Origin of the sequence: Vibrio marinisediminis, assembly GCF_014050145.1 — a bacterium.
Lineage (GTDB): Bacteria > Pseudomonadota > Gammaproteobacteria > Enterobacterales > Vibrionaceae > Vibrio > Vibrio marinisediminis.
This window is the reverse complement of the sequence record NZ_JACFYF010000011.1, coordinates 103,120-122,119: the sequence shown is the minus strand read 5'-3', so window position 1 is coordinate 122,119 and position 19,000 is coordinate 103,120. Positions and strand designations below refer to the sequence as shown.

Here is a 19,000-nt window from a genome sequence, read left to right as displayed (position 1 = left end):
GCAATTGAGCGTAAAGATGGTCCAACAGCGCTGATCTTCTCTCGTCAAAACCTAGCGCAACAAGCACGTACGGCTGAGCAAGTAGCAGACATCGCTAAGGGTGCCTACATCCTAAAAGATTGTGCAGGCAAGCCTGAGTTGATCCTAATTGCGACGGGTTCTGAAATTGAACTAGCGGTTGCTGCGGCTGACAAGCTAAGCGCTGAAGGTAAGCTAGTACGCGTTGTATCAATGCCATCTACTGATGCATTTGACAAGCAAGACGCCGCTTACCGTGAAGCAGTGCTTCCATCAGACGTCACTGCTCGTATTGCTATCGAAGCGGGTATTGCAGATTTCTGGTACAAGTACGTAGGCTTTGATGGTCGTATCATCGGTATGACAACATTTGGTGAATCAGCACCAGCTGATCAACTATTTGAAATGTTTGGCTTCACGCTTGAAAACGTTGTAAATACCGCTAATGAGCTATTAGCGTAAACATCGCGATATAAGCACTCCAACACAAAAACACCCGCTTACTGGCGGGTGTTTTTTTATCGATTCATTTTACAATAATACGTTGGTAAAGAGAGTCTTTCAGGGTTGCTCGGCTATGTTTCAGTTTATTCATTGCCGCGTCATTAATTGGTGAACCTCGTACTTCTAAAGCTCTAATTTCACGATCCAATGAATTGTACTCTTTTACGTCGCTAGCAAACGACATGTCGTTTTGGCTAAGTTGGTGAATTGCATCTCCGTGTTCCGGAAATTCATTTAACAGGGAATGATCTTCTCCTAACATAATGACTCCTTATGTCCAACCGTATTTCTCCGCATAGTAGCTGCCACCCAATATTGTTTGGCATTATCTATATTGTAGTTTAAAAATTAACCGAATTCTTAAGTTGCAATCATCGACTAAGCAGGCGATTTATTAGTAACTTATGTAATAAAAATCTTAGTTAGCTTGCTATCACAGATCAATTCAGCAAATTGGAATAAGATCACACAGTTACACTAGATTAAACCCGTGGCTGTTCTACACTTTTCATATTAGTTGGTTTGAACTGGATAATTACAATAATGATAAAGTGGAGCCCTTGGCAAAACATTTCACTGAAATACAAGCTTTACGGTCTTGTGTGCTTGCCAATATGCCTTCTTATCTACTTGGCGCTTTTACAGATTTCAGCCCTAAATAAAAGCACTGATGCTTTGTTACAGGCAACCAGTACAACCAGTTTTTTACGTGGCATATCGGGCGTTTACTCCCCAACATCAGAGCCGCTATCTACTTCTTCTCTAAACCAACTCATCCCAACACTTTTTCGCGACGAACAGGCACAACAGATGCGCGAAGCAGTGGAAAGTTTAATATCAACACAGCAAAAACTAGCAGGGCAGCAAAAGTTAGCGGACCTGCAAAGCATCGAAGAAAAGTGGGACAATTTCGAGTGGCAAGCGGATCTTTACCATCAAATGTTACTCGCCTTAGAAAAGCTCGATATGAGTGATGTACCTAATGAGATCCAAAACAACCTGAATGCTCTTCTTCAACTCGAATGGATGTCTTTCTGGGCCAACGAAGAGAGCCAATTGAGCAATATATTGCTGCAGTCTTTTCAGGTGAATCACGAATACGATCAAGATATTAGTGAACAACTAAAAACTTTAGCCGAACGTCAGCAACTCTTTGTTGAAAGGTTCGTCAATCTCAATGCGAATGCTGAACAAGTCAAAATGATGATTCAGGCATTTAGCAACTCTGCATTTATTCACAGCCAAAGCTTTCGCCAAGATTTACTCTCTGAAGCATCATTATCTCAACTGAACAGCCGTGACATTCAACTGGGCACAAATGCAATGAACGCCCGTTTAGTGTTACTAAATGATGTAGCAAGTACCATAGAATTTCAGATTGTAAGCCGTATTCAAGACTCTATTCAACGAGCCCAGTTTGAACGCATTAGTTATATCAGCCTAGTCTCCATACTCACATTACTTGTGGTGTTTATTGCATTTAGTCTTACCCACCATATAACCCATAAACTGAATCTTGTTTTAGAATATTTAAAGTCAGAAGAAAACCAACAACCCAACTCATTGACTCAAACGATACGCAGTAATGATGAACTCGGTAAATTTGCTCATGAAGTCGAGCGCATCACTATTGATAGAATGCTTGCCAATGAAAGATTAACTCAAGCAAAGGATGATGCAGAAAAAGCTAAAGATGCGGCTGAACGAGCGAATCGCGCGAAAAGCAGTTTCCTTGCAAATATGTCTCATGAAATTAGGACCCCTCTAAATGGTGTAATTGGTGTATCTGAAGTCTTGTCTGAAACAAAACTTTCGGCATCACAGCGTGATTACGTAGACACCATTGAAACATCCTCGCAGTTACTTCTCAGTCTAATTAACGACATCCTCGACTTTTCGAAAATTGAATCAGGGATGTTACTCATTAGTCATCAACCCACCTCTATTCGAGAAGTTATCTATGATGTTGCAGCAATCATTGCACCTCAAGTTAGAGAGAAAAACCTACAACTCAACGTCACTATTAGTCCAAACACCCCATATAAAGTGTTAGTTGATGACCATCGCTTAAGACAAACGCTAATGAACTTTATGTCTAACGCCGTCAAATTCACTAGCGACGGTGCTGTCGAGCTCTCCGTTTGCTGCCAAGCGTACGTGGGCGATCGCGTGAGCATGGAATTTTCTGTTAGTGATACAGGAATAGGGATTGATGACAGTAAACAGCAACAAATTTTTAAGCCGTTTGCACAAGAGGACGAATCAACGACACGTAAATTTGGTGGTACTGGTTTAGGTTTAGCTATTAGCCATCAGTTGGTCGAGATGATGGGCGGAAAAATTCAATTGGATTCGCAAAAGAACAGAGGTAGCCGTTTCTATTTTTCACTCCAGTTGGAAATCGAACAAGAACAGTATCAAACAAAAAAACGCCCACACTACAACGTTTGCATCATCGGTAGAGATGAACATCAACGCGATACGGTCAAACAAGAATTGCAGTTCTTCCAACAAAAAGTGGTTTGCGAATACGCCTCAATTGAAGATTATGTTAGAGATACCAATCCCACGTTCGATATAATCATTTTTATCGAATCAGACGCCGATTCACCAAGCCAGTATGCTCCTCAGTTAAAAGCGATAGATGATGATAAGCGCTTATGCATCATCAGACCTTTCTCTAGCAAACCTTATAGCTATGAAGCCAATGTTCAAGCTATCGTGACACAACCTTTGTTAGGTCAGCGCCTGCTTAAAGCGCTAACGTCAAATAATAATTCGTTAGATATTGCAGAAATGGTTACGTATAGCAACCCGGAAACTCAGCGTGTATTAATTGTTGAGGACAATGCCGTGAATCGAAAAATTGCAGGGTTACACTTAAGTAATGCTGGTATAGATTTCGAAATGGCACATAACGGGGCTGAAGCGTTTCAAATGTACACGTCTCATCCAGATAAATATTCGTTGCTACTCATGGATTGCATGATGCCTATCATGGATGGCTTTACCGCAACAAAAAACATTCGTCTCTTTGAAGAAGAGCTTGCATCAAGAGTGCCTATTATCGCGCTAACAGCGAGTGTTCTCGATGACGACATTAAACAATGCTATCAAGCCGGAATGGATGATTATTTATCTAAACCATTTAAGGCCGACTCTTTGCTAACAAAAATTGTTCAGTACTCGCAGGCTGACAGAGCAAAAGAACAGTTCAATATCATTAATACAGACACGCCTTCTGTTGAATCAATGGCACCTGTCTCAACGGCTACCAAAGTACTTTTGGTTGAAGATAATAGAGTAAACCAGAAAGTGGCAGCATTGATTCTTGAAAAAGCGGGCTATCAGTATGACATTGCAGAAAATGGGCAACTAGCCGTCGATATGTATCGTCATGACCCCGATTATCAGGTCATATTGATGGATTGCATGATGCCAATTAAAGATGGTTTTGAAGCCACCCGCGAAATTCGCAGAATTGAACAGAAAGGTGGGTTAGAGAAAACGCCAATCATTGCATTAACAGCAAGTGTCATCGACGATGATATTCAACGTTGTTTTGACTCAGGTATGGATGCCTATATCGCGAAACCCGTTCGTAAAAAAATACTAATCGATCAAATTGAAAGTATCGTATGAGCCTAGGACAACAACATATGAAAAGCTCAGTACCACTAAAAAGAAGCTTAAAACATCATAAGTCTGCACTCATTATTGGGCTCTTCTTGTACGCCTTTCTAATGTCCCACCCTAGCCACTCTCTAGCAGCGGAGCAATACGCAATTTTTAGCCTTAACAACTCCTTCGAGCAAATGTCGGTCTTTAAGGCGCGTAAGCTCTATCGCGGCAAAGCGAAATCGTTAAATGGTCAACGCTTTGAGCTTGCCGATTGGCCAGCAGATAGCCAAGAACGAGAAGAATTTTACCGCTATTTACTAGGCAAAGACACAGCTCAAATGAACGCGCATTGGGCCGCGCTTTCCTTCTCAGGGAAAGCGCGACCACCAAAGGAAATATCGAATTCAGAAATAGATAGCCTAATTGCATGGATGGAACAAAAATCAAACCGAATTGGGTATGCGCCAATTGAAGCGATACCAACTAATGCCAACGTACTATTTGTTGTAAGTGAGGGAAACTAATATGAAGAGCTGGATTCCTCTACTACTTGGCGCGACGTTTGTCACACCTTACGCGGTAGCAAGTATTGACATGGGAGAGTACGCAACTCTAAGTGGATTTGGATCAACATCATGGGCAAAAAGTGACAATGCGATGCCACTGCTCATTCACCGCGAAATCGATGACAACGATTGTTTTGATTGCGACACCACGTTCGGTCTTCAACTGGACCTTTACTATGACAACGTCAGGGCTTCAGCCCAACTAGTAAAACGCCCTCAAGATAATTGGAGCGACCCCGAATTAGAATGGACCTATCTCGCTTATAATCTGGAGAACTGGACATTCCAGATTGGTCGACTACGTGCTCCACTGTTTCTCTATTCTGAATACTATTACGTAGGTCAAGCCTATACACCGTCTCGCCCACCAACAGAAGTATATAGCAGTATATTGGGCATCACCTATTACGAAGGTGGAAGCATTACTTGGACGCAAGATCTTGGCGAAGAGTATACGCTGTCTATTACACCATTTGCTGGCATTAAAGATTCGAAAGACATTAAACTCAGCGACAGTACCTTTTTGGAACTAGAGACAGACGAAATGTATGGTTTGAATATGGTATTTTCAAGTAACAACTATCGCTGGAATTTCGCTTATCTAAACTCAGAATATGACCAAAGAGTGACGCTTTATAATCACGTTGTTGATACACCATCAGGTCCAATCGTTCTTCCTTCAGTGGTCGAAGAAGAGAAAGACATAAGAATTGAACTATTTTCAATTGGCGCTGAATACGAGTTTGATAATTTGACCCTTACCGCTGAAGCGCAAAAAAGTGACCGCTCGACTTCTTGGTACGCTATGGTTGCAAACCGATATGACAACTGGACACCGTATCTCACCTTTGCTCAACAATACGATGAAAATGACAAGTTAGAAGCGGATAGTCTGTTTTTGGGCGCACGCTATGACGTTTATTACAATGTTTCTATCAATGCCGAATGGCAGTACTTCAGCAATAAACAGACGCTAGTCAATGGCGCCTTCGTTGAAGAGCCCGCAGACAAGCATGCAAATCTATTTACCGTCATGCTCAATTTTGTGTTCTAAATATTCATTTATGAATAAGATTAAAACAAGTTGCGCTTAAATTGAGGTAATCGCAACCAATAGGGTTATTAAATTCTGTGTTCACACAAACCCAATAGCGATCTTGCAGCATGTATTTCAACAGGATCGCTTTGAGTATGACCGGGGTAATTTGCAGACTTGAGAATTGGTTTAGAGTCTTACACAAGTATTCTAACCTTCACTATTAAAGGAGTCTTCTTAGGCAATTCCACAAAGCTCACCCACGCCTCTTTTGGCACGTTGCTTGCTTGAATACATAACTTTATCTGCGTTATCAATTGCTTCATTTAAGCAACCAGTTATCTGTGCACAACCCCAACTCCAATTGAAGTAAGGATAGTCGCTGCAAAATAATTGATTAAATTCGATACCAAGTTTTTCAATACGATGCATCACTTTAGTGGTCGAAAAAACATTCTCACAAATAACGATAAATTCATCACCACCGACCCTCGCAACAAAATCTTCTTCTCGAAAATTCTTTACCAGTATTTGTGAAAACGTATTGAGAACACTGTCTCCGGTTAAATGACCATTCTCATCATTTACGCGCTTAAAACAATCCAAGTCAATCGCAATCACGATGCCCGAGAACTCAGGATTTTCCTCAATAAGCTCCACCAATGCTCGTTTGTTTTTTAATCCAGTCAATCCACACGTTAAGCTCTTGTGTTTATATAGCCGCGCACTTTCATACAGCTTAGTCACTTCAAAACCCGTGGTAAAAATATAAACACCATCGTCTACTTGTTGCTTAAATTTTATAATCTCGAAAAATTGTTCACCTTCACGCCCTGTAAAGGTCAGAACTTTGGGCGCCAACTCACCAAATTTTAAGAACCTCAAGCTTTCATCATGGCAAGAAAGCAACATACTAGCGACATTACTTGGCACCACCTGAGATAATTCTGGACCTGTTTTGCCAATAGGATCTACATCGGTGAATTCTTTAAGCCAATCTAAAAAGTTGTCATTGATATACACAAAACGATGTTGGCTATCTCTAATGCTTAAGAAACCTGGGAATGATTCGAAAAAGTTCCTTTGCAATTGTTTACTAAGTTCCATTGAACCCTCAAGTTCTATCAAAACGAATCTGCAATGTTTGCAACCGTTAATTTACTACTTACAAATGATTATATTCAGTAATCGTTTAGTCCTGTTAAGACCATTGCCCCTCTCTACGAGGGAGCGTGTTCATTCCCTTGATCCATTTATCTCAGAAATAACGGCTCACTTTTCCATTTAGTCGACTAGAGATGTTGCGTCCAATGCTCTTGATATCTTGCTTATATCCTCATCACGACCCGACCTATATGGCGATGAAAATACACAACTACGCCTTGTAGTAATGATTACCACTAGATACGCATCTACCAATTAGAATCAATATACCAAGAGTGTGATTTTATACCAAAAAACCGAGTAACGTTGATTTCCTTTTCACAAAAAAACGTTAATTATCCGATGTATACCTCAATAATCTATTCAGTGTGGCTAATGCCGTAGCATTAGATCGGCAGCGTCATCTGCAGATGAGCAAATGCAGCTAATTTTACCTTTAAACGCGGCGACGTTAGAGAAGTGACATGGGCTTTACACTAGACGACTTCGAAGCGAATCATCTACTCGCGGAATCGCTGCTAGCTGCTCATGGAACGCACCTTTTGCTGCCATAAAACCAAACGTATAAGGCTGAGTGTTTAGCCCTTGCCGAGAACTCACGGCTTGACTCTCTTTTAACTTGTTAAACATCCACTCGTCTAGCTGGTCATTAATTTCTTGAAACTCTTCAGCGGTCAGCTCGGCTTTCATGCTCAGTAAAAATGCACTTCTGTCATTCGCTTCTATATTTAGCACCCTATCTTTTAGCCGAGATAGCACATCCTCGACAAAGAATACTGGGTACTTAGCCCCTCTCTCAAACGCTGTATGGCTTGGTTTTATCAATTTACAACGATTACCGCTGTCCAACTCAATAAGCTCCAAATGCTCTAACTTTCGCAAATAAATATAGAGTGAAGCCGGATCTAAGCCATGACGGTCTGTAATTTGCTCAACTGTTCTCTGCTCTGCCAACTCACTCCATAACGTAAATAACGGTGGAAACTCAAAAAAGGCGTCATCTTGCTGCTCAGTGAAGAAACTTAACTGATTAACGTTTTGTTCGGCTTGAGAGATCAGCTTTGATAAGGAAAGGTCTAAATGAGCGGTCACAGCCAGTATTCTCTGTAATGAAATTGCCTGTTGCCCATTGAGCAGCCGTTTTACACTGACTTCAGAAATATTCAGTACCAGCGCAATGTCTCGATACGCCATATTGTGTTTCTTAAGCTCAACTTTTAGCAATCTTGTGATTTCATTCAGCAGTTGTATTTCCATAACCATCCACGACCAGACACCTTAAGTATCACTATACTACCCATATTTTAAATATCTTGCCATAAGGGTGCATATAAGACACTTTTTCCTTAAAGGAGTCTCATATGTCTAAAGAAAAACTGACACTGTTGTATGCAATGCACCAAGCATTTCATTGGTTTATTGTTGGCTTAACCATACCCGTCATCATTTTACTGTATCAATCTCGCGGTTTAACGCTCTCAGAGATAGGCATTGTTATGACCGTTTGGGTGGGATGCAGCGCATTACTAGAAGTACCCTTAGGTGGTGTAGCTGATCAATACGGCCGAAAACGGGTCTATCAAATCTCTTTGGTAATTACGATACTTGGCTCTGTTGTGACACTCTATGCCAATAGCTTTATCAACTTGATGCTTGCTGCGGCTCTATTGGGTTCCGCTAGAGCCGTTTATTCCGGCACATTAGACGCATGGTTTTATGATGAATTCCATAAGCTAAAGGGAAACCTCACCTACCACCAAGCCTCAGCAAAGATCAACGTCTTGCTTACCTTGGGTATTGGTATTGGCTGCTTTTGGGGAGGGCAACTACCGTTTGTTTATCAAGCATGGTCAACCACCGAGAGCGAGCCATTTAATGGCAACGTGATCATGACTATCTTGCTTTCGTTGGTCCTTCTGGTACTCACTAAGATCGCCATTCACGAATCTGACGTCAAAGCAGATAGCATTATAAACAAAGCTTCTTCACATCAGACTGGTGTAATCAAGCACTGCATCATTACTCTACAAGCAAGTCTGAACCACGATACGTTAAGACCATTGCTTTTGACTGGTTTCGTGTATGGCTTAGTCCTCAGTACAGTAGAAACCCTATGGCAACCTCAGCTTATGTTGTTGCAAGTGAATACAGAAATCGCTCGTTTTGGGCTTATTTCATCGCTTTACTTTGCCATGGCGGCATTGGCATCGTTTAGCTCCGTCAAAGCCGTCGCTTGGTTTCAAGGTTCACATCGCTATTTGCTTTTTTCCTCACGAGCCCTTGCTGGAGCCGTGCTATTGCTTCTTTCGCAGACACGCTCCCCTGAGGCTTTCACTCTACTTTATCTGTTATTTTTCTTTCTATTCACCCTTGGATATAACTCTGAGCGGATCTTAATAAACCACGCCGTTGAATCAAAACAGCGCTCAACGCTATTGTCTTTGTACTCCTTCACCATATCAAGCGGTGCTATTTTTTCAGCCGGGCTACTCAGCTATATTGCTGATATTTATTCAATTAGTACCAGTTGGACCATTGCGGCGACAGTGCTGATCATGAGCTGCTTTTGGTATTTAAAGATGCCGCAATCATCTACTTCAACCAAAGAAAAGTTACTCAACTAATATTTCGTTAGCACTGGAGGATTTCAACAAAACACAGTATAACGCTATATTAAGCCGCTGAATTTCCCAATTTCAATTATTAAGCAGTCAAAAGAAAAGCCCCAGCCAATTAAGGTCTGGGGCTTGGATTATTCTCTTTGGATCAAAGCCTACAAAATGATTCCGACCGATTTCTCTTCCACCGGTGCCGCCTTAGGTTTTGGCTTGCTTGACGAAGTTTTCTTCGTAGCAGGACGATAAGATGACTTACGAGCAATACTGTTCGTTTTAACAGCAGAACTCTCACCTTTAACCACTTTTACGTATGATAGCTTAGACAAAACTTTCGTTACTTTTACCGTTGCAACTTTGCTTTCATCACGCCCTAGGCTTTCTTTGGTGATAGGATCAACAAACTTCTCGCCCAAGGTAAATACATCGTAGTACTCACCCGTTTTGACCGTCTCACCACCGGAGTTCAGCACTATCGAACCATTGTCTCCAACCAAAACAACTAAAGGATAAATGTTATCTTTAAGCTGATTGAATACCTTCTTAGCTGCTAGGTCGACCAGAAGAGAGAGGTTGTTACGGCTCGAAGTCGTTGGAATTGTCGCAGACCACTTAATTTGATTGTGCATCACATCAAGGATTTTAAACTCAATAACAACTTTAGAGTTGTAATAGGTTTTCACATCTTTGATTTCTTCACCAGTCAACTCGACGGTACGAGAATTATCAACAACTCGCTTATGAGTATTGGCAGTCACGACTTTACCTGTTACCAAGTACTGAAGTGAAGGGTCTGACTTGTCGTTCAGCACCTTAAACTTACGGTCTTGTACCAAAAGGTCTTTCACTTTATTAGTGATAGTCGCTCCCTTTGGACCGGTGAAGTTGCCAACAGCGATCGTTCTACGATTTGCGTTTTGATCTTTAACTTTATCTCTTGGGTCAACTTTTACGCTAACTTCCAAGCGAACGTTGCAAAAATCATTTAAACACTTCTCGCTCAGTACACGGTACTTAACGTCGCCCTTCGCCGACATATGCGTACCATCGATCATCGCTTCCTTGGCACTACTACCTTTCTCATCTGAGCTATAAGTCGTAGTGGAAATCCGCGCACTATCGATAGACACGCCAGAAACTTGCTCAACAGCACGGCGTAGACCGACATCAATTGCCTGATCAAGTGTCTCACCTTGTCCGGTCGTTACCACTGTCTCATAGCTGGTCGCCATAGCCATTGAAGAAAACAAACATAACGCCGCTGACAATAACAGTTTTACTTTCATTTAGAAGTCCGCCGCGTCAAACATATCTTCTGACTCCGCAGAATTGATTGAATCACTTGGCTCCGCCACTTCCATATCTAATTGCGCTTCACTCTTACCGGTGGCAAGGTTAATCGCATTAGTGACTTTCTTAGGGTGCCAAACTAAAACGGTTCCAACCATTTCATGCCCAGTAATTGGGTGTTTGCGGCGCCATTCGAACTCAGGGCTTACGCCTGTCATGTTTTGGATAGACGAGGTCATTGCAGTGCGCTCGTTCAACTGCTCAATCAAATTCTCAGTAAGACCCGTTGAAGTCTGACGCACAGAGTCAACGATAAGCTCAAACTTCTCACTTTCGCTTACTTGATTTTGGGTTGATGTTGTTGATTTAAAGTCACCACTTAGATTGTAAGTTCTTGCTAAGTTAGCCCACGCATTATTAGTGGCAAATTTCTTAGCTACTTTGCGTTCAATCTTTTTCTTAGCCGATGAGCTCGAATAAGTCACACCAGATTGACCATATGCAATGATCATCGGGTAACCTTCTGCGTCATACATAATCTGAGTACCTGACTTTAGGTACAAACTGTCTTTCTGTGCAGCAAGCATCGCATGAATATTACTAAATTTCGCGTTCGCTTTATCAGCTTGTGCTGGAACTTGCCCATCCGATTCGATCATCGCTCTAACTTGGTCACGCTTATTTGCTGACAGCACCATTGCAACACCAATTGTGCCCTGACCCGAATCACGAACTTCTTCAAATACTTTCACAACCATCATACCGGCTAGGTCGCCATATGAAGTTCGCTCTGTTTGGTCAACAACCGACTGCTTATATAAGTCACGCTTGATGTGCGGAGGCGCAGCTTTGTATTGGTCTGGGTTAATACCCATCTCTTCCAGTTCTTTGTCTAATTTACCATCAACTACCGCAATAATTTTGTCGATAAAACTTGCAACTTTATCATCAGACTTAAAATCCGAAACGGTCGGCACTGGTAAGCCATTATTGTATGACATTGTCGAGATAGTACTGTTTTCAACGCTGCTGTTTAGCGTTTCCAAATACTCTTTTCGAGCATTAAATACCGCTTCTTCTAAAGCACGTTCACGTTTTTTCGACCAATTTGGGTCATTGACGTCAATGCTCAAATCTGCGGTGCCAGAAAAAACAAACACTTTATGTTGCTTACCCTGTTTCTCAAGGCTTGCTTTGACTTTACCTACGTAAGCATCCAGCTTACTTTCCACCAAATCTAACGTGTCAGCCTCAGGTTCTGCTTTGACTACGTCTTGGTCCGATTGTTGACCAATAACCTCTTGAGAGACTTCCGGTTCTTTTGGTAGTTGTGATGTTGTTTCAGACGCGAGTACTTGAAATGAACATCCCGAAATTAGCATAGCTGCCAGTAACTTATTTAATTTCATTTTGTTTTCTCATATAAACAATGGGCAGCGAGGCTGCCCATTTAATTCATTACCAGCTAACGCTGTCGCCGTCTGCAACTTTGCCAACTACACGCTCACCTTCCCAGTACGCCAAACCATTTTCAATGTTTGTCATCGACATCTGGAAATAGTACTCAATACGAGTATCGCCGCTGTCTAAAGAAGCATTACGTTGCATAATTTTGCCAGACAAGCTGAAATCAGGTGCAAGAACTTGATTATTCCCTTTTACGCTTGATTGCTTAACCATTTTCGAATCTTTCAGCTCACGCATTTTTGTCGTAGCGTCGTCTTCACCAAATGCTGTCGTAATTAGGAACTTTCCTGATTGCAGCAATTTCACTCGTACAGATTTAGTTAACTGATCAGTATCTAAACGTTGCATGGTGTCATTTTCAATGTTGTTTACATAAACAATGTAACGACCACCAGCATCTGCCTGTGGATGAGTCATCAATTTACTTGCGATGATCTCATCTGCCAATTCATTTGCGGCTTTATTAAAATCCGCATAAGAAAGAGCCGCTACGATATTGGTTTTGTCATCAGCTGCATCAATATAAGCCGTCGTTGTTTTACAACCAGCCAGTGTTGTCGCTGCAATTGCGAGTGCTAGAGCGTATTTTTTCATGTTTGCCTCTTAGATATTTACAACTTTAATAGTTGGTTCAATGACTGGAGATACAGATTTCACATAGATAATGTGCTTTTTAGAATCTTTAGGTAACTCTACTGGCATGTCGAAGTTACCTGCTTTTATCGTAACCTTGTTACCTTTTACATCAACGCGAGTTGCTTGATATTCACTTGGTAAAGCTGAAAAAGAACGAATATCTGCACCGGTTGTTGCGACTTGCAGAACTGCAAACACATTACCTAATAATTCGTTTTCATCTTTAATTTGCTTTTGCGCAATCGTTTTAACTGTTGCACGAGTTATTTCACGAGCAAGGATATATGGGAACTCTTGGTCAAATTCAGCACCAATAATTTTGTCCATATCAGCAATTGTTTCAGTTTTAACGTTATTTACAGAAATATTGTTAAAAACAGTTCCACGCTCTTTTAGTGTTGGTAACGCAATACCAGAATAAGCTACGTTATCTGAAAGAAGGAAAATTGGTAAATCCACTCGCTTCTCTTCTTTAACAACAGATTGACCATTCTCAAAAATAACCCAAACTTTATTGTCTAGCTTTTTAGTCGTCGTGCCTCTTGCCAATGAACGTGCTAGTTCATAGTCTTTTTTAGCAACACTTGAATTGGTCATTGAATAAACACGTTTAAAAGAATCAGCCGCTTTTTGGAAGTCTGATTTATTCTTACCTGTTAGCATTACATGAAGGGCATAACTGTACGTAGTAAAAGGGTTTACATAACCTTCATATGGCTTCCATTGACCTTGTTCAATACCTGCTTTTGCTAAAGCAGTTTTCGTTTGATCAGACTCAACGCTTTGCTTAACTAAAGCACCAGACTCGCCAGCTTCTTCTTTTAATTCATCACGACGTTCTTTAATCACATCGGCAAAGTGTTGTGCGGCGCGGCGTTGGCGCTCTTCCGCTCTATTAAACTCTACGCGGGCGTTTTGCATGTCGTTTTGTGCAATAAAGTTCCAAGCTTTAATGGTATTAGTCATTACACCATCATACTGAGCTTGCTCATAATCAAGCATGGCATCATTACCCGCAATCGAACCCACGAGTTCAGCAGTTTCAGTTACCGTGCCTTCAGTATCTTCACTCTTCATCATGTGCTCAGTAGAGTCTAATAACTTTGTAGAAAGCTCGTATTGACCAGCATAATTTAATGTTGCGCCTGCCTGAAGAGTCCAAAGAAGATCATCTGTAGTACCCTCTTCTTTATCATAACCTGCGTGCTCTAATGCCACTTCAGCAGCACCATCAAAATCACCGGTATTAATCTTACTGTTAAATGCATCAAAGTCATTTTTTTGCATCATACTAGTACAGCCAGAGAGTAGAGTAACCCCAACCAAAGAACTAATCGTTTTTAATTTCATTTTATCGGCTCATATAATTAATTAGTATTATTTAGAGAGCGCGAAACTAGCAGATAAGCACTACCCCCTCAACTGATGAATTACAAAAATAAGATTTATTTCAACATCAAATTAGTGATAAAAATAACGATTACAAATCGAGACATTAATTAATCCACAATGCAACAGCCACCACCAAAATAACACCGCAAAACATCACAACTATACATCACCAGACTGACAAAAACATCATTAAGATTAATAATACAGCAAGTGGCGTAGCTCGCAAATCTACGTAAAAAACACCAAATAAACATTAATTTTCCATGCAGACTTAGATGCTATTTAAATCACAAAGTAAATTTATTGGTAAGAAATTATAATTTTGTTAATAAACAGAAACACAAGTTTAACGGATGAAATTTGAACTAATAGAGGAAATAGAGATATAGCCTCCAATATGGTCATTAGAATTTTGCATTTTAGATATAGGAAGAAAGGTGTGTTGCGAGTAGAACAAACCTGTCTGATTACATCAATAATCGAATTTCAAAGCTTTGTTGCTTTTAAAATAGAGGCGGTCAAGTATTCTTATTTCAATCAATCATATTGTTGAACAGCCTTTATAGAGTATCGGTTTCCCCATACCAGTAACTCAAAAAATTTAAGAAGAAGCACATGACTCTTGCTGTTTTAGCCAAAAACGCATTTGGCAAAAACCTCCGCGGCTTTTTCCATCACTTTGTTCTACATGTGCAAAACCTATATGTTGAAAAAATGTTTTCAAGTTATTGTTCGCATCAATATCTAACTGTCGCGCCCCTTGTCGACGAGCGTATTTGATCAAGTTATCAAACATAAAGCAGATGTTCTCCTCTACTCGATATTTGTCGATGATATCGAGTCGTATAAGCGTCACGCATCCCTCTCGAAATATAAGATGTGCGGTTGCTACTGGTAACACTCCCTCATAAAGAAGTGCATATTGAGATGAATCCTCATTCGAGCCTTGCTTAATCCCAGGGGTAATCGGTTGATCGATCGATACTTGCTCTGTAATCCACTTCGATTGTTCAATAAGTAAAGAGTCACATCCTATGACTAGATTCATAATAAGTCCGTTCTTTCTGTTGGTGGTCGTTCTATCTTGTCGTCTTAAGATGTGCTACTTGTTCAGACTCATCAGTATTCTTCTAAATGCACTGAATTGCATTAGACTCCCTCCATCACGCCACAGAATGAGTATTCTCTCAATTCAGGTATTGGTGACGTGTAATGTAATCTAGCCGACTAAATTAAATCGCCAGTAGGAACCAGCAAGAGAAGAAACTAAGTAATATTGATAGCCAAACCGATAAAGTTGCACAAATGTTAAAAGCAGACGATACCTTGACTTGGAAAGGGACACCAGAGAAATATATATGCTCAGTTCTCAAAAGAGCCAAATGAACAGTGCCACTTGCCTCTTCAGATATCGATGATAATGCCTAAGAAACACCGAACAAACGATATACCCAAGTAATTTCACCATATGAGATAAAGTCAAAAATAGTTAGAAAGACAGCGGTGATGATGGCCAACTTGATCAAACGTTTTACAATAAACATACGACATTCCGATTATTTACTACCGAACAGAGCATAATGATTAAACTCTGATAAACAACCCACTGCAGATAAATGTTAGTAACAAAAAGTATCTAACCACATTTTTACCGTACATTTTCGCTAAATATACTCAATTTGGAAAAAATCTGGTTGTACCAGCAGTTTCAGTCGCCTTTATGTATTCACATTTAGACACATATCAAAACTATGGTAGAAAAATATCACTAAAATTCATTATCAGAACAATAAAAGATTTCTATTAAATGCATTCATTTCGCCTTTTTAACTCAAATTTGCGCTACAAGACCGTCATGTACTTCAGTTTGGGTCTAGCTGGTATGATCATCAGCTTCTTGTTTATCAGTCGATACTTTTTTTTGTACAGTCTCAATGAACTTGAAAATATGGAAATCAAACGGGCAAGTCATCAAGCTCAATCCGTCATTCAAATGATGGTTCACCAACAAGAAGAACGATCTTATGACTGGGCAGCGTGGGATGAAACCTACTACTTACTTAAAGACCATGATGTAGCGGCTTATCGAGCTCGTAACTTGTACATCGAAACCCTCGATACACTTTCGGTCGACCTAATGGCGTTTGCCACATTAAATGGCGAAGTGCTGGACTACATATCACGAGAAGACATTCTTGGTAGTTCAACAGCAAGATTATCCTCGTTGATGAATAATCAACATATTGCCAATCACATCGAAGAGATGAATGCCGGTGCAGATCATCTTCGCAAAAGCCTATCGGGTTTATTTAAGGTTAACGACGATGTGTGGGTAGTCAGCCTTACTCCGGTAAGAAATAGCGAAGAAACTCTTCCCTCTTCTGGATGGCTACTTTGGGGCAAAAACCTGACTTCTCGTTTTCCTGGTGATTTTCAGTCAATACTCACCACGAACAATGCCTTAGTCTTTAATCTTCCTGGCAAAACATCCTCGCTACTGGCAGCATCACGCAATAATGCGTTGATCTTAAGAGAAGCTGAACAAATCACTTTGTTAACCACTATTCATGGCATCGACAATGGTACGATAGCCTACCTAAAAACCGACATTCCTCGTGAACATTACAACAAAGGTAACTCTCTTTTTTCTTATCTTTTTGCCGCCGTTGGGTTAAGCACAAGCCTAGTGGCGGGCTTAACCTTTTTTATGTTTAGAAAAGGGGTCACAACACGCTTTAATACCTTTGAGCAAGGTATTAATCGTTTGGCTAGCAAATATCAATTGACCGCGCCGTCCAAAGGTCAAAACGATGAGCTAGACCGAGCCACGCAACTGGTCGAATTGCTCTCCAATAATGCTTTGATAGCCGAAGATATCGCACAAGACACTCTGCAAAAATACAGTGCGCTTTACGATAGCCGATCGATTGGCGTATTCATCATCCTCGACGGCTTAATTATGGATGTTAACCACAACGCACTCGAACTTCTTGGCTATTCCAAAGAAGGGCTAATTGAACACCCATTGTCAAAACTTTGTGCTGGAGATGACCCCAAATGCCATGTGGATCAGATGTACCAGCAACTCAATCAAGGGCAACTCAACTTCGAAGCCACATTACTAGCTAGCAATGGTGAAGAGATTGAATGCCATCTTGAAGCCGCAGTGATTCAACAAAATGGGCAAAGCGCTTTAATGCTGTTGATACACGATCTAAGAGAGCAAAAAGAACAGTTAAAGCTAATTAGAGAACTTGAAGGACGAGACCCAGTTTCAGGGTTAAATAACCGCCCAGCAATTCTAAATAGATTAAGAGACTTAACGGATACAAAGCCGAACAAGTTTTCTTTTATGTATATCTCAATAGGTGCTTTGAAGCAGGTATCAGAAGTGTATGGACATCTCATATTTGATGATGCTATCCGCCATATATCCAGCGTATTCATGCAGCAATTACCACACTATGAAATTGGGCGAATTAGCGAATATGAATACATCGCAATCGTTCCAGAAAATAGTGATGTAACAAGTGCTCTCAGGTCAGCCAATAAGCTGATCGACAATTTTTCTATCAAGACGGAAATCTCTGGTTTATCAATTGACCTAAACTGCAAAGTTGTTCTAGTCGATTCAAAACTGACGCACAACTCACTCGAGTATCTACTGCAAGCCGCCTACTACTCGTCACAAACTGAATTGGACTCTCAATGTGATGAAGTTCTTTTGATGGGTGAACAGCTTTCGCAACAAGCACAGATATCTCTCGTGATCAGTCGAGAGTTAAATTCAGCGATTGACTCAGGGCAGATTGGTGCCTACTACCAACCAATTGTGGATACTCAAACCGGAGAAATTAACGGTTTTGAAGCTTTAGCTCGCTGGTTCCATCCCTCTTTGGGCATCGTCTCACCCAACGTATTTATACCGCTTGCTGAACAAAACCAACTGATTGTTAAACTTGATGAAAGCATTCTTTATCAAGCCTGCGAGTTTATTAGCCAGCTAAATCAACGTCGTGCAAAAGAGGCAATGAAAACACTGTCCATTCACGTTAATTTAAGCGCAAAGCATTTCTACCATGCTCAATTGACCGAACATCTAAAAGAGGTAATGGCTAAATTTAATATTGGTGCTGGGCAGTTAGTACTTGAGTTAACGGAAAGCATGTTGATGGGGGTCGAGACAGAGACCATACACCGAATGAATGAAATCAAGAAGCTCGGCGTCCAACTGGCACTGGATGACTTTGGTACAGGTTATGCCTCGTTTGGTACTCTTTGTGCTTTTCCTTTAGATGTGGTCAAGCTCGATAAATCCTATATTGACCAGGTTGAAACCAATGATCGTGCTAAAACGTTACTTAGAAGCATCGCCAACATGGCTCATGAACTGGGGCTAGCTACGGTTGCTGAAGGCGTAGAAACCTCAAGCCAAGTGCGCAAATTAAAGGTGTGGAATATTGATGAAATCCAAGGCTACTACTTCCATAAGCCCATGAGTAAAGAAGATGCATTAAAGCAGTTTTCAGCGTTGAATTCTTAGTATCACTTTTTGATCAAAAGCTATGTCGAGCACTGTGTTTCGGCGTAGCTTTTTATTTGCCTGACAAACTCCATCCTTCACAAGCCTGCCGGTTAAAGTAACTAGGTATATACTTTAAACAAAGTGTTTAACTATGCGTCAGTCACTC

General features: G+C 40.8%; 14 protein-coding genes. 6 read left to right on the top strand and 8 right to left on the bottom strand.

Annotation, left to right across the window (positions count from 1 at the left end):
- Positions 1-480 (top strand): transketolase-like TK C-terminal-containing protein (locus H2O73_RS15855; protein ID WP_281364240.1); only part of this gene is annotated, 480 nt, incomplete at its 5' end.
- Between the two features lie 64 nt (positions 481-544).
- Here H2O73_RS15855 and H2O73_RS15850 read toward each other — a convergent pair.
- The gene (locus H2O73_RS15850) at positions 545-784 is read right to left on the bottom strand and encodes an HP1242/YdcH family protein (protein ID WP_182109889.1); all 240 of its coding nucleotides are present in this window, start codon (positions 782-784) and stop codon (positions 545-547) included.
- Positions 785-1,068: 284 nt separating this feature from the next.
- On the opposite strand from H2O73_RS15850, the gene H2O73_RS15845 reads away from it, so the two are divergent.
- From H2O73_RS15845 to H2O73_RS15835, 3 genes are read left to right on the top strand one after another with little or no spacing between them, the layout of a single operon-like run.
- A complete protein-coding gene (locus H2O73_RS15845) occupies positions 1,069-4,164 on the top strand; it encodes a response regulator (RefSeq protein ID WP_182109897.1) in 3,096 nt (1,031 codons plus the stop codon).
- A gap of 17 nt (positions 4,165-4,181) precedes the next feature.
- Positions 4,182-4,667, top strand: a complete 486-nt coding sequence (locus tag H2O73_RS15840) for a hypothetical protein (protein WP_246335949.1) — start codon at positions 4,182-4,184, stop codon at positions 4,665-4,667.
- 1 nt (position 4,668) lies between these two features.
- The gene (locus H2O73_RS15835; RefSeq protein ID WP_182109887.1) at positions 4,669-5,763 is read left to right on the top strand and encodes a sulfate ABC transporter permease; all 1,095 of its coding nucleotides are present in this window, start codon (positions 4,669-4,671) and stop codon (positions 5,761-5,763) included.
- A 219-nt stretch (positions 5,764-5,982) separates the two neighbouring features.
- Here the strand turns inward: H2O73_RS15835 and H2O73_RS15830 are convergent, their stop codons facing one another.
- Both H2O73_RS15830 and H2O73_RS15825 read right to left on the bottom strand, forming a co-directional pair.
- Entirely contained in the window at positions 5,983-6,852 is an 870-nt protein-coding gene (locus tag H2O73_RS15830) for a GGDEF domain-containing protein (RefSeq protein WP_182109886.1), read from the bottom strand.
- Between the two features lie 528 nt (positions 6,853-7,380).
- Positions 7,381-8,166 carry a helix-turn-helix domain-containing protein gene (locus H2O73_RS15825; RefSeq protein WP_182109884.1) on the bottom strand — a complete coding sequence of 262 codons (786 nt, stop codon included), beginning with the start codon at positions 8,164-8,166 and terminating at the stop codon, positions 7,381-7,383.
- Positions 8,167-8,270: 104 nt separating this feature from the next.
- Between H2O73_RS15825 and H2O73_RS15820 the strand changes: the two genes are divergently transcribed.
- Positions 8,271-9,533, top strand: coding sequence for an MFS transporter (locus tag H2O73_RS15820; RefSeq protein WP_182109882.1), 1,263 nt, complete (start codon positions 8,271-8,273; stop codon positions 9,531-9,533).
- Positions 9,534-9,682: 149 nt separating this feature from the next.
- Here the strand turns inward: H2O73_RS15820 and H2O73_RS15815 are convergent, their stop codons facing one another.
- The 5 genes from H2O73_RS15815 to H2O73_RS15795 form a co-directional block, all read right to left on the bottom strand.
- Positions 9,683-10,810, bottom strand: a complete 1,128-nt coding sequence (locus H2O73_RS15815; RefSeq protein WP_182109880.1) for a hypothetical protein — start codon at positions 10,808-10,810, stop codon at positions 9,683-9,685.
- Positions 10,811-12,223, bottom strand: a complete 1,413-nt coding sequence (locus H2O73_RS15810) for a DUF6844 domain-containing protein (RefSeq protein ID WP_182109878.1) — start codon at positions 12,221-12,223, stop codon at positions 10,811-10,813.
- A 49-nt stretch (positions 12,224-12,272) separates the two neighbouring features.
- Complete coding sequence (gene lpoB / locus H2O73_RS15805; RefSeq protein WP_182109876.1) at positions 12,273-12,875, bottom strand: penicillin-binding protein activator LpoB; 603 nt, start codon at positions 12,873-12,875, stop codon at positions 12,273-12,275.
- 9 nt (positions 12,876-12,884) lie between these two features.
- On the bottom strand, positions 12,885-14,267 hold the full coding sequence (locus tag H2O73_RS15800; protein WP_182109874.1) for a COG3014 family protein: 1,383 nt from the start codon (positions 14,265-14,267) through the stop codon (positions 12,885-12,887).
- Positions 14,268-14,910: 643 nt separating this feature from the next.
- Entirely contained in the window at positions 14,911-15,357 is a 447-nt protein-coding gene (locus tag H2O73_RS15795) for a GNAT family N-acetyltransferase (protein ID WP_182109872.1), read from the bottom strand.
- Positions 15,358-16,116: 759 nt separating this feature from the next.
- Here H2O73_RS15795 and H2O73_RS15790 point away from each other — a divergent pair.
- On the top strand, positions 16,117-18,852 hold the full coding sequence (locus H2O73_RS15790) for a bifunctional diguanylate cyclase/phosphodiesterase (RefSeq protein ID WP_182109870.1): 2,736 nt from the start codon (positions 16,117-16,119) through the stop codon (positions 18,850-18,852).
- Positions 18,853-19,000: the final 148 nt, after the last annotated feature.

Bases quoted from the DNA above. Each gene is read 5' to 3' on its own strand.
- H2O73_RS15795 (WP_182109872.1), bottom strand. From the start codon at position 15,357: ATGAATCTAGTCATAGGATGTGACTCTTTACTTATTGAACAATCGAAG.
- H2O73_RS15800 (WP_182109874.1), bottom strand. From the start codon at position 14,267: ATGAAATTAAAAACGATTAGTTCTTTGGTTGGGGTTACTCTACTCTCT.
- H2O73_RS15840 (WP_246335949.1), top strand. From the start codon at position 4,182: ATGAAAAGCTCAGTACCACTAAAAAGAAGCTTAAAACATCATAAGTCT.
- H2O73_RS15850 (WP_182109889.1), bottom strand. From the start codon at position 784: ATGTTAGGAGAAGATCATTCCCTGTTAAATGAATTTCCGGAACACGGA.
- H2O73_RS15810 (WP_182109878.1), bottom strand. From the start codon at position 12,223: ATGAAATTAAATAAGTTACTGGCAGCTATGCTAATTTCGGGATGTTCA.
- H2O73_RS15825 (WP_182109884.1), bottom strand. From the start codon at position 8,166: ATGGAAATACAACTGCTGAATGAAATCACAAGATTGCTAAAAGTTGAG.
- H2O73_RS15820 (WP_182109882.1), top strand. From the start codon at position 8,271: ATGTCTAAAGAAAAACTGACACTGTTGTATGCAATGCACCAAGCATTT.
- H2O73_RS15835 (WP_182109887.1), top strand. From the start codon at position 4,669: ATGAAGAGCTGGATTCCTCTACTACTTGGCGCGACGTTTGTCACACCT.
- H2O73_RS15815 (WP_182109880.1), bottom strand. From the start codon at position 10,810: ATGAAAGTAAAACTGTTATTGTCAGCGGCGTTATGTTTGTTTTCTTCA.
- H2O73_RS15830 (WP_182109886.1), bottom strand. From the start codon at position 6,852: ATGGAACTTAGTAAACAATTGCAAAGGAACTTTTTCGAATCATTCCCA.
- lpoB (WP_182109876.1), bottom strand. From the start codon at position 12,875: ATGAAAAAATACGCTCTAGCACTCGCAATTGCAGCGACAACACTGGCT.
- H2O73_RS15790 (WP_182109870.1), top strand. From the start codon at position 16,117: ATGCATTCATTTCGCCTTTTTAACTCAAATTTGCGCTACAAGACCGTC.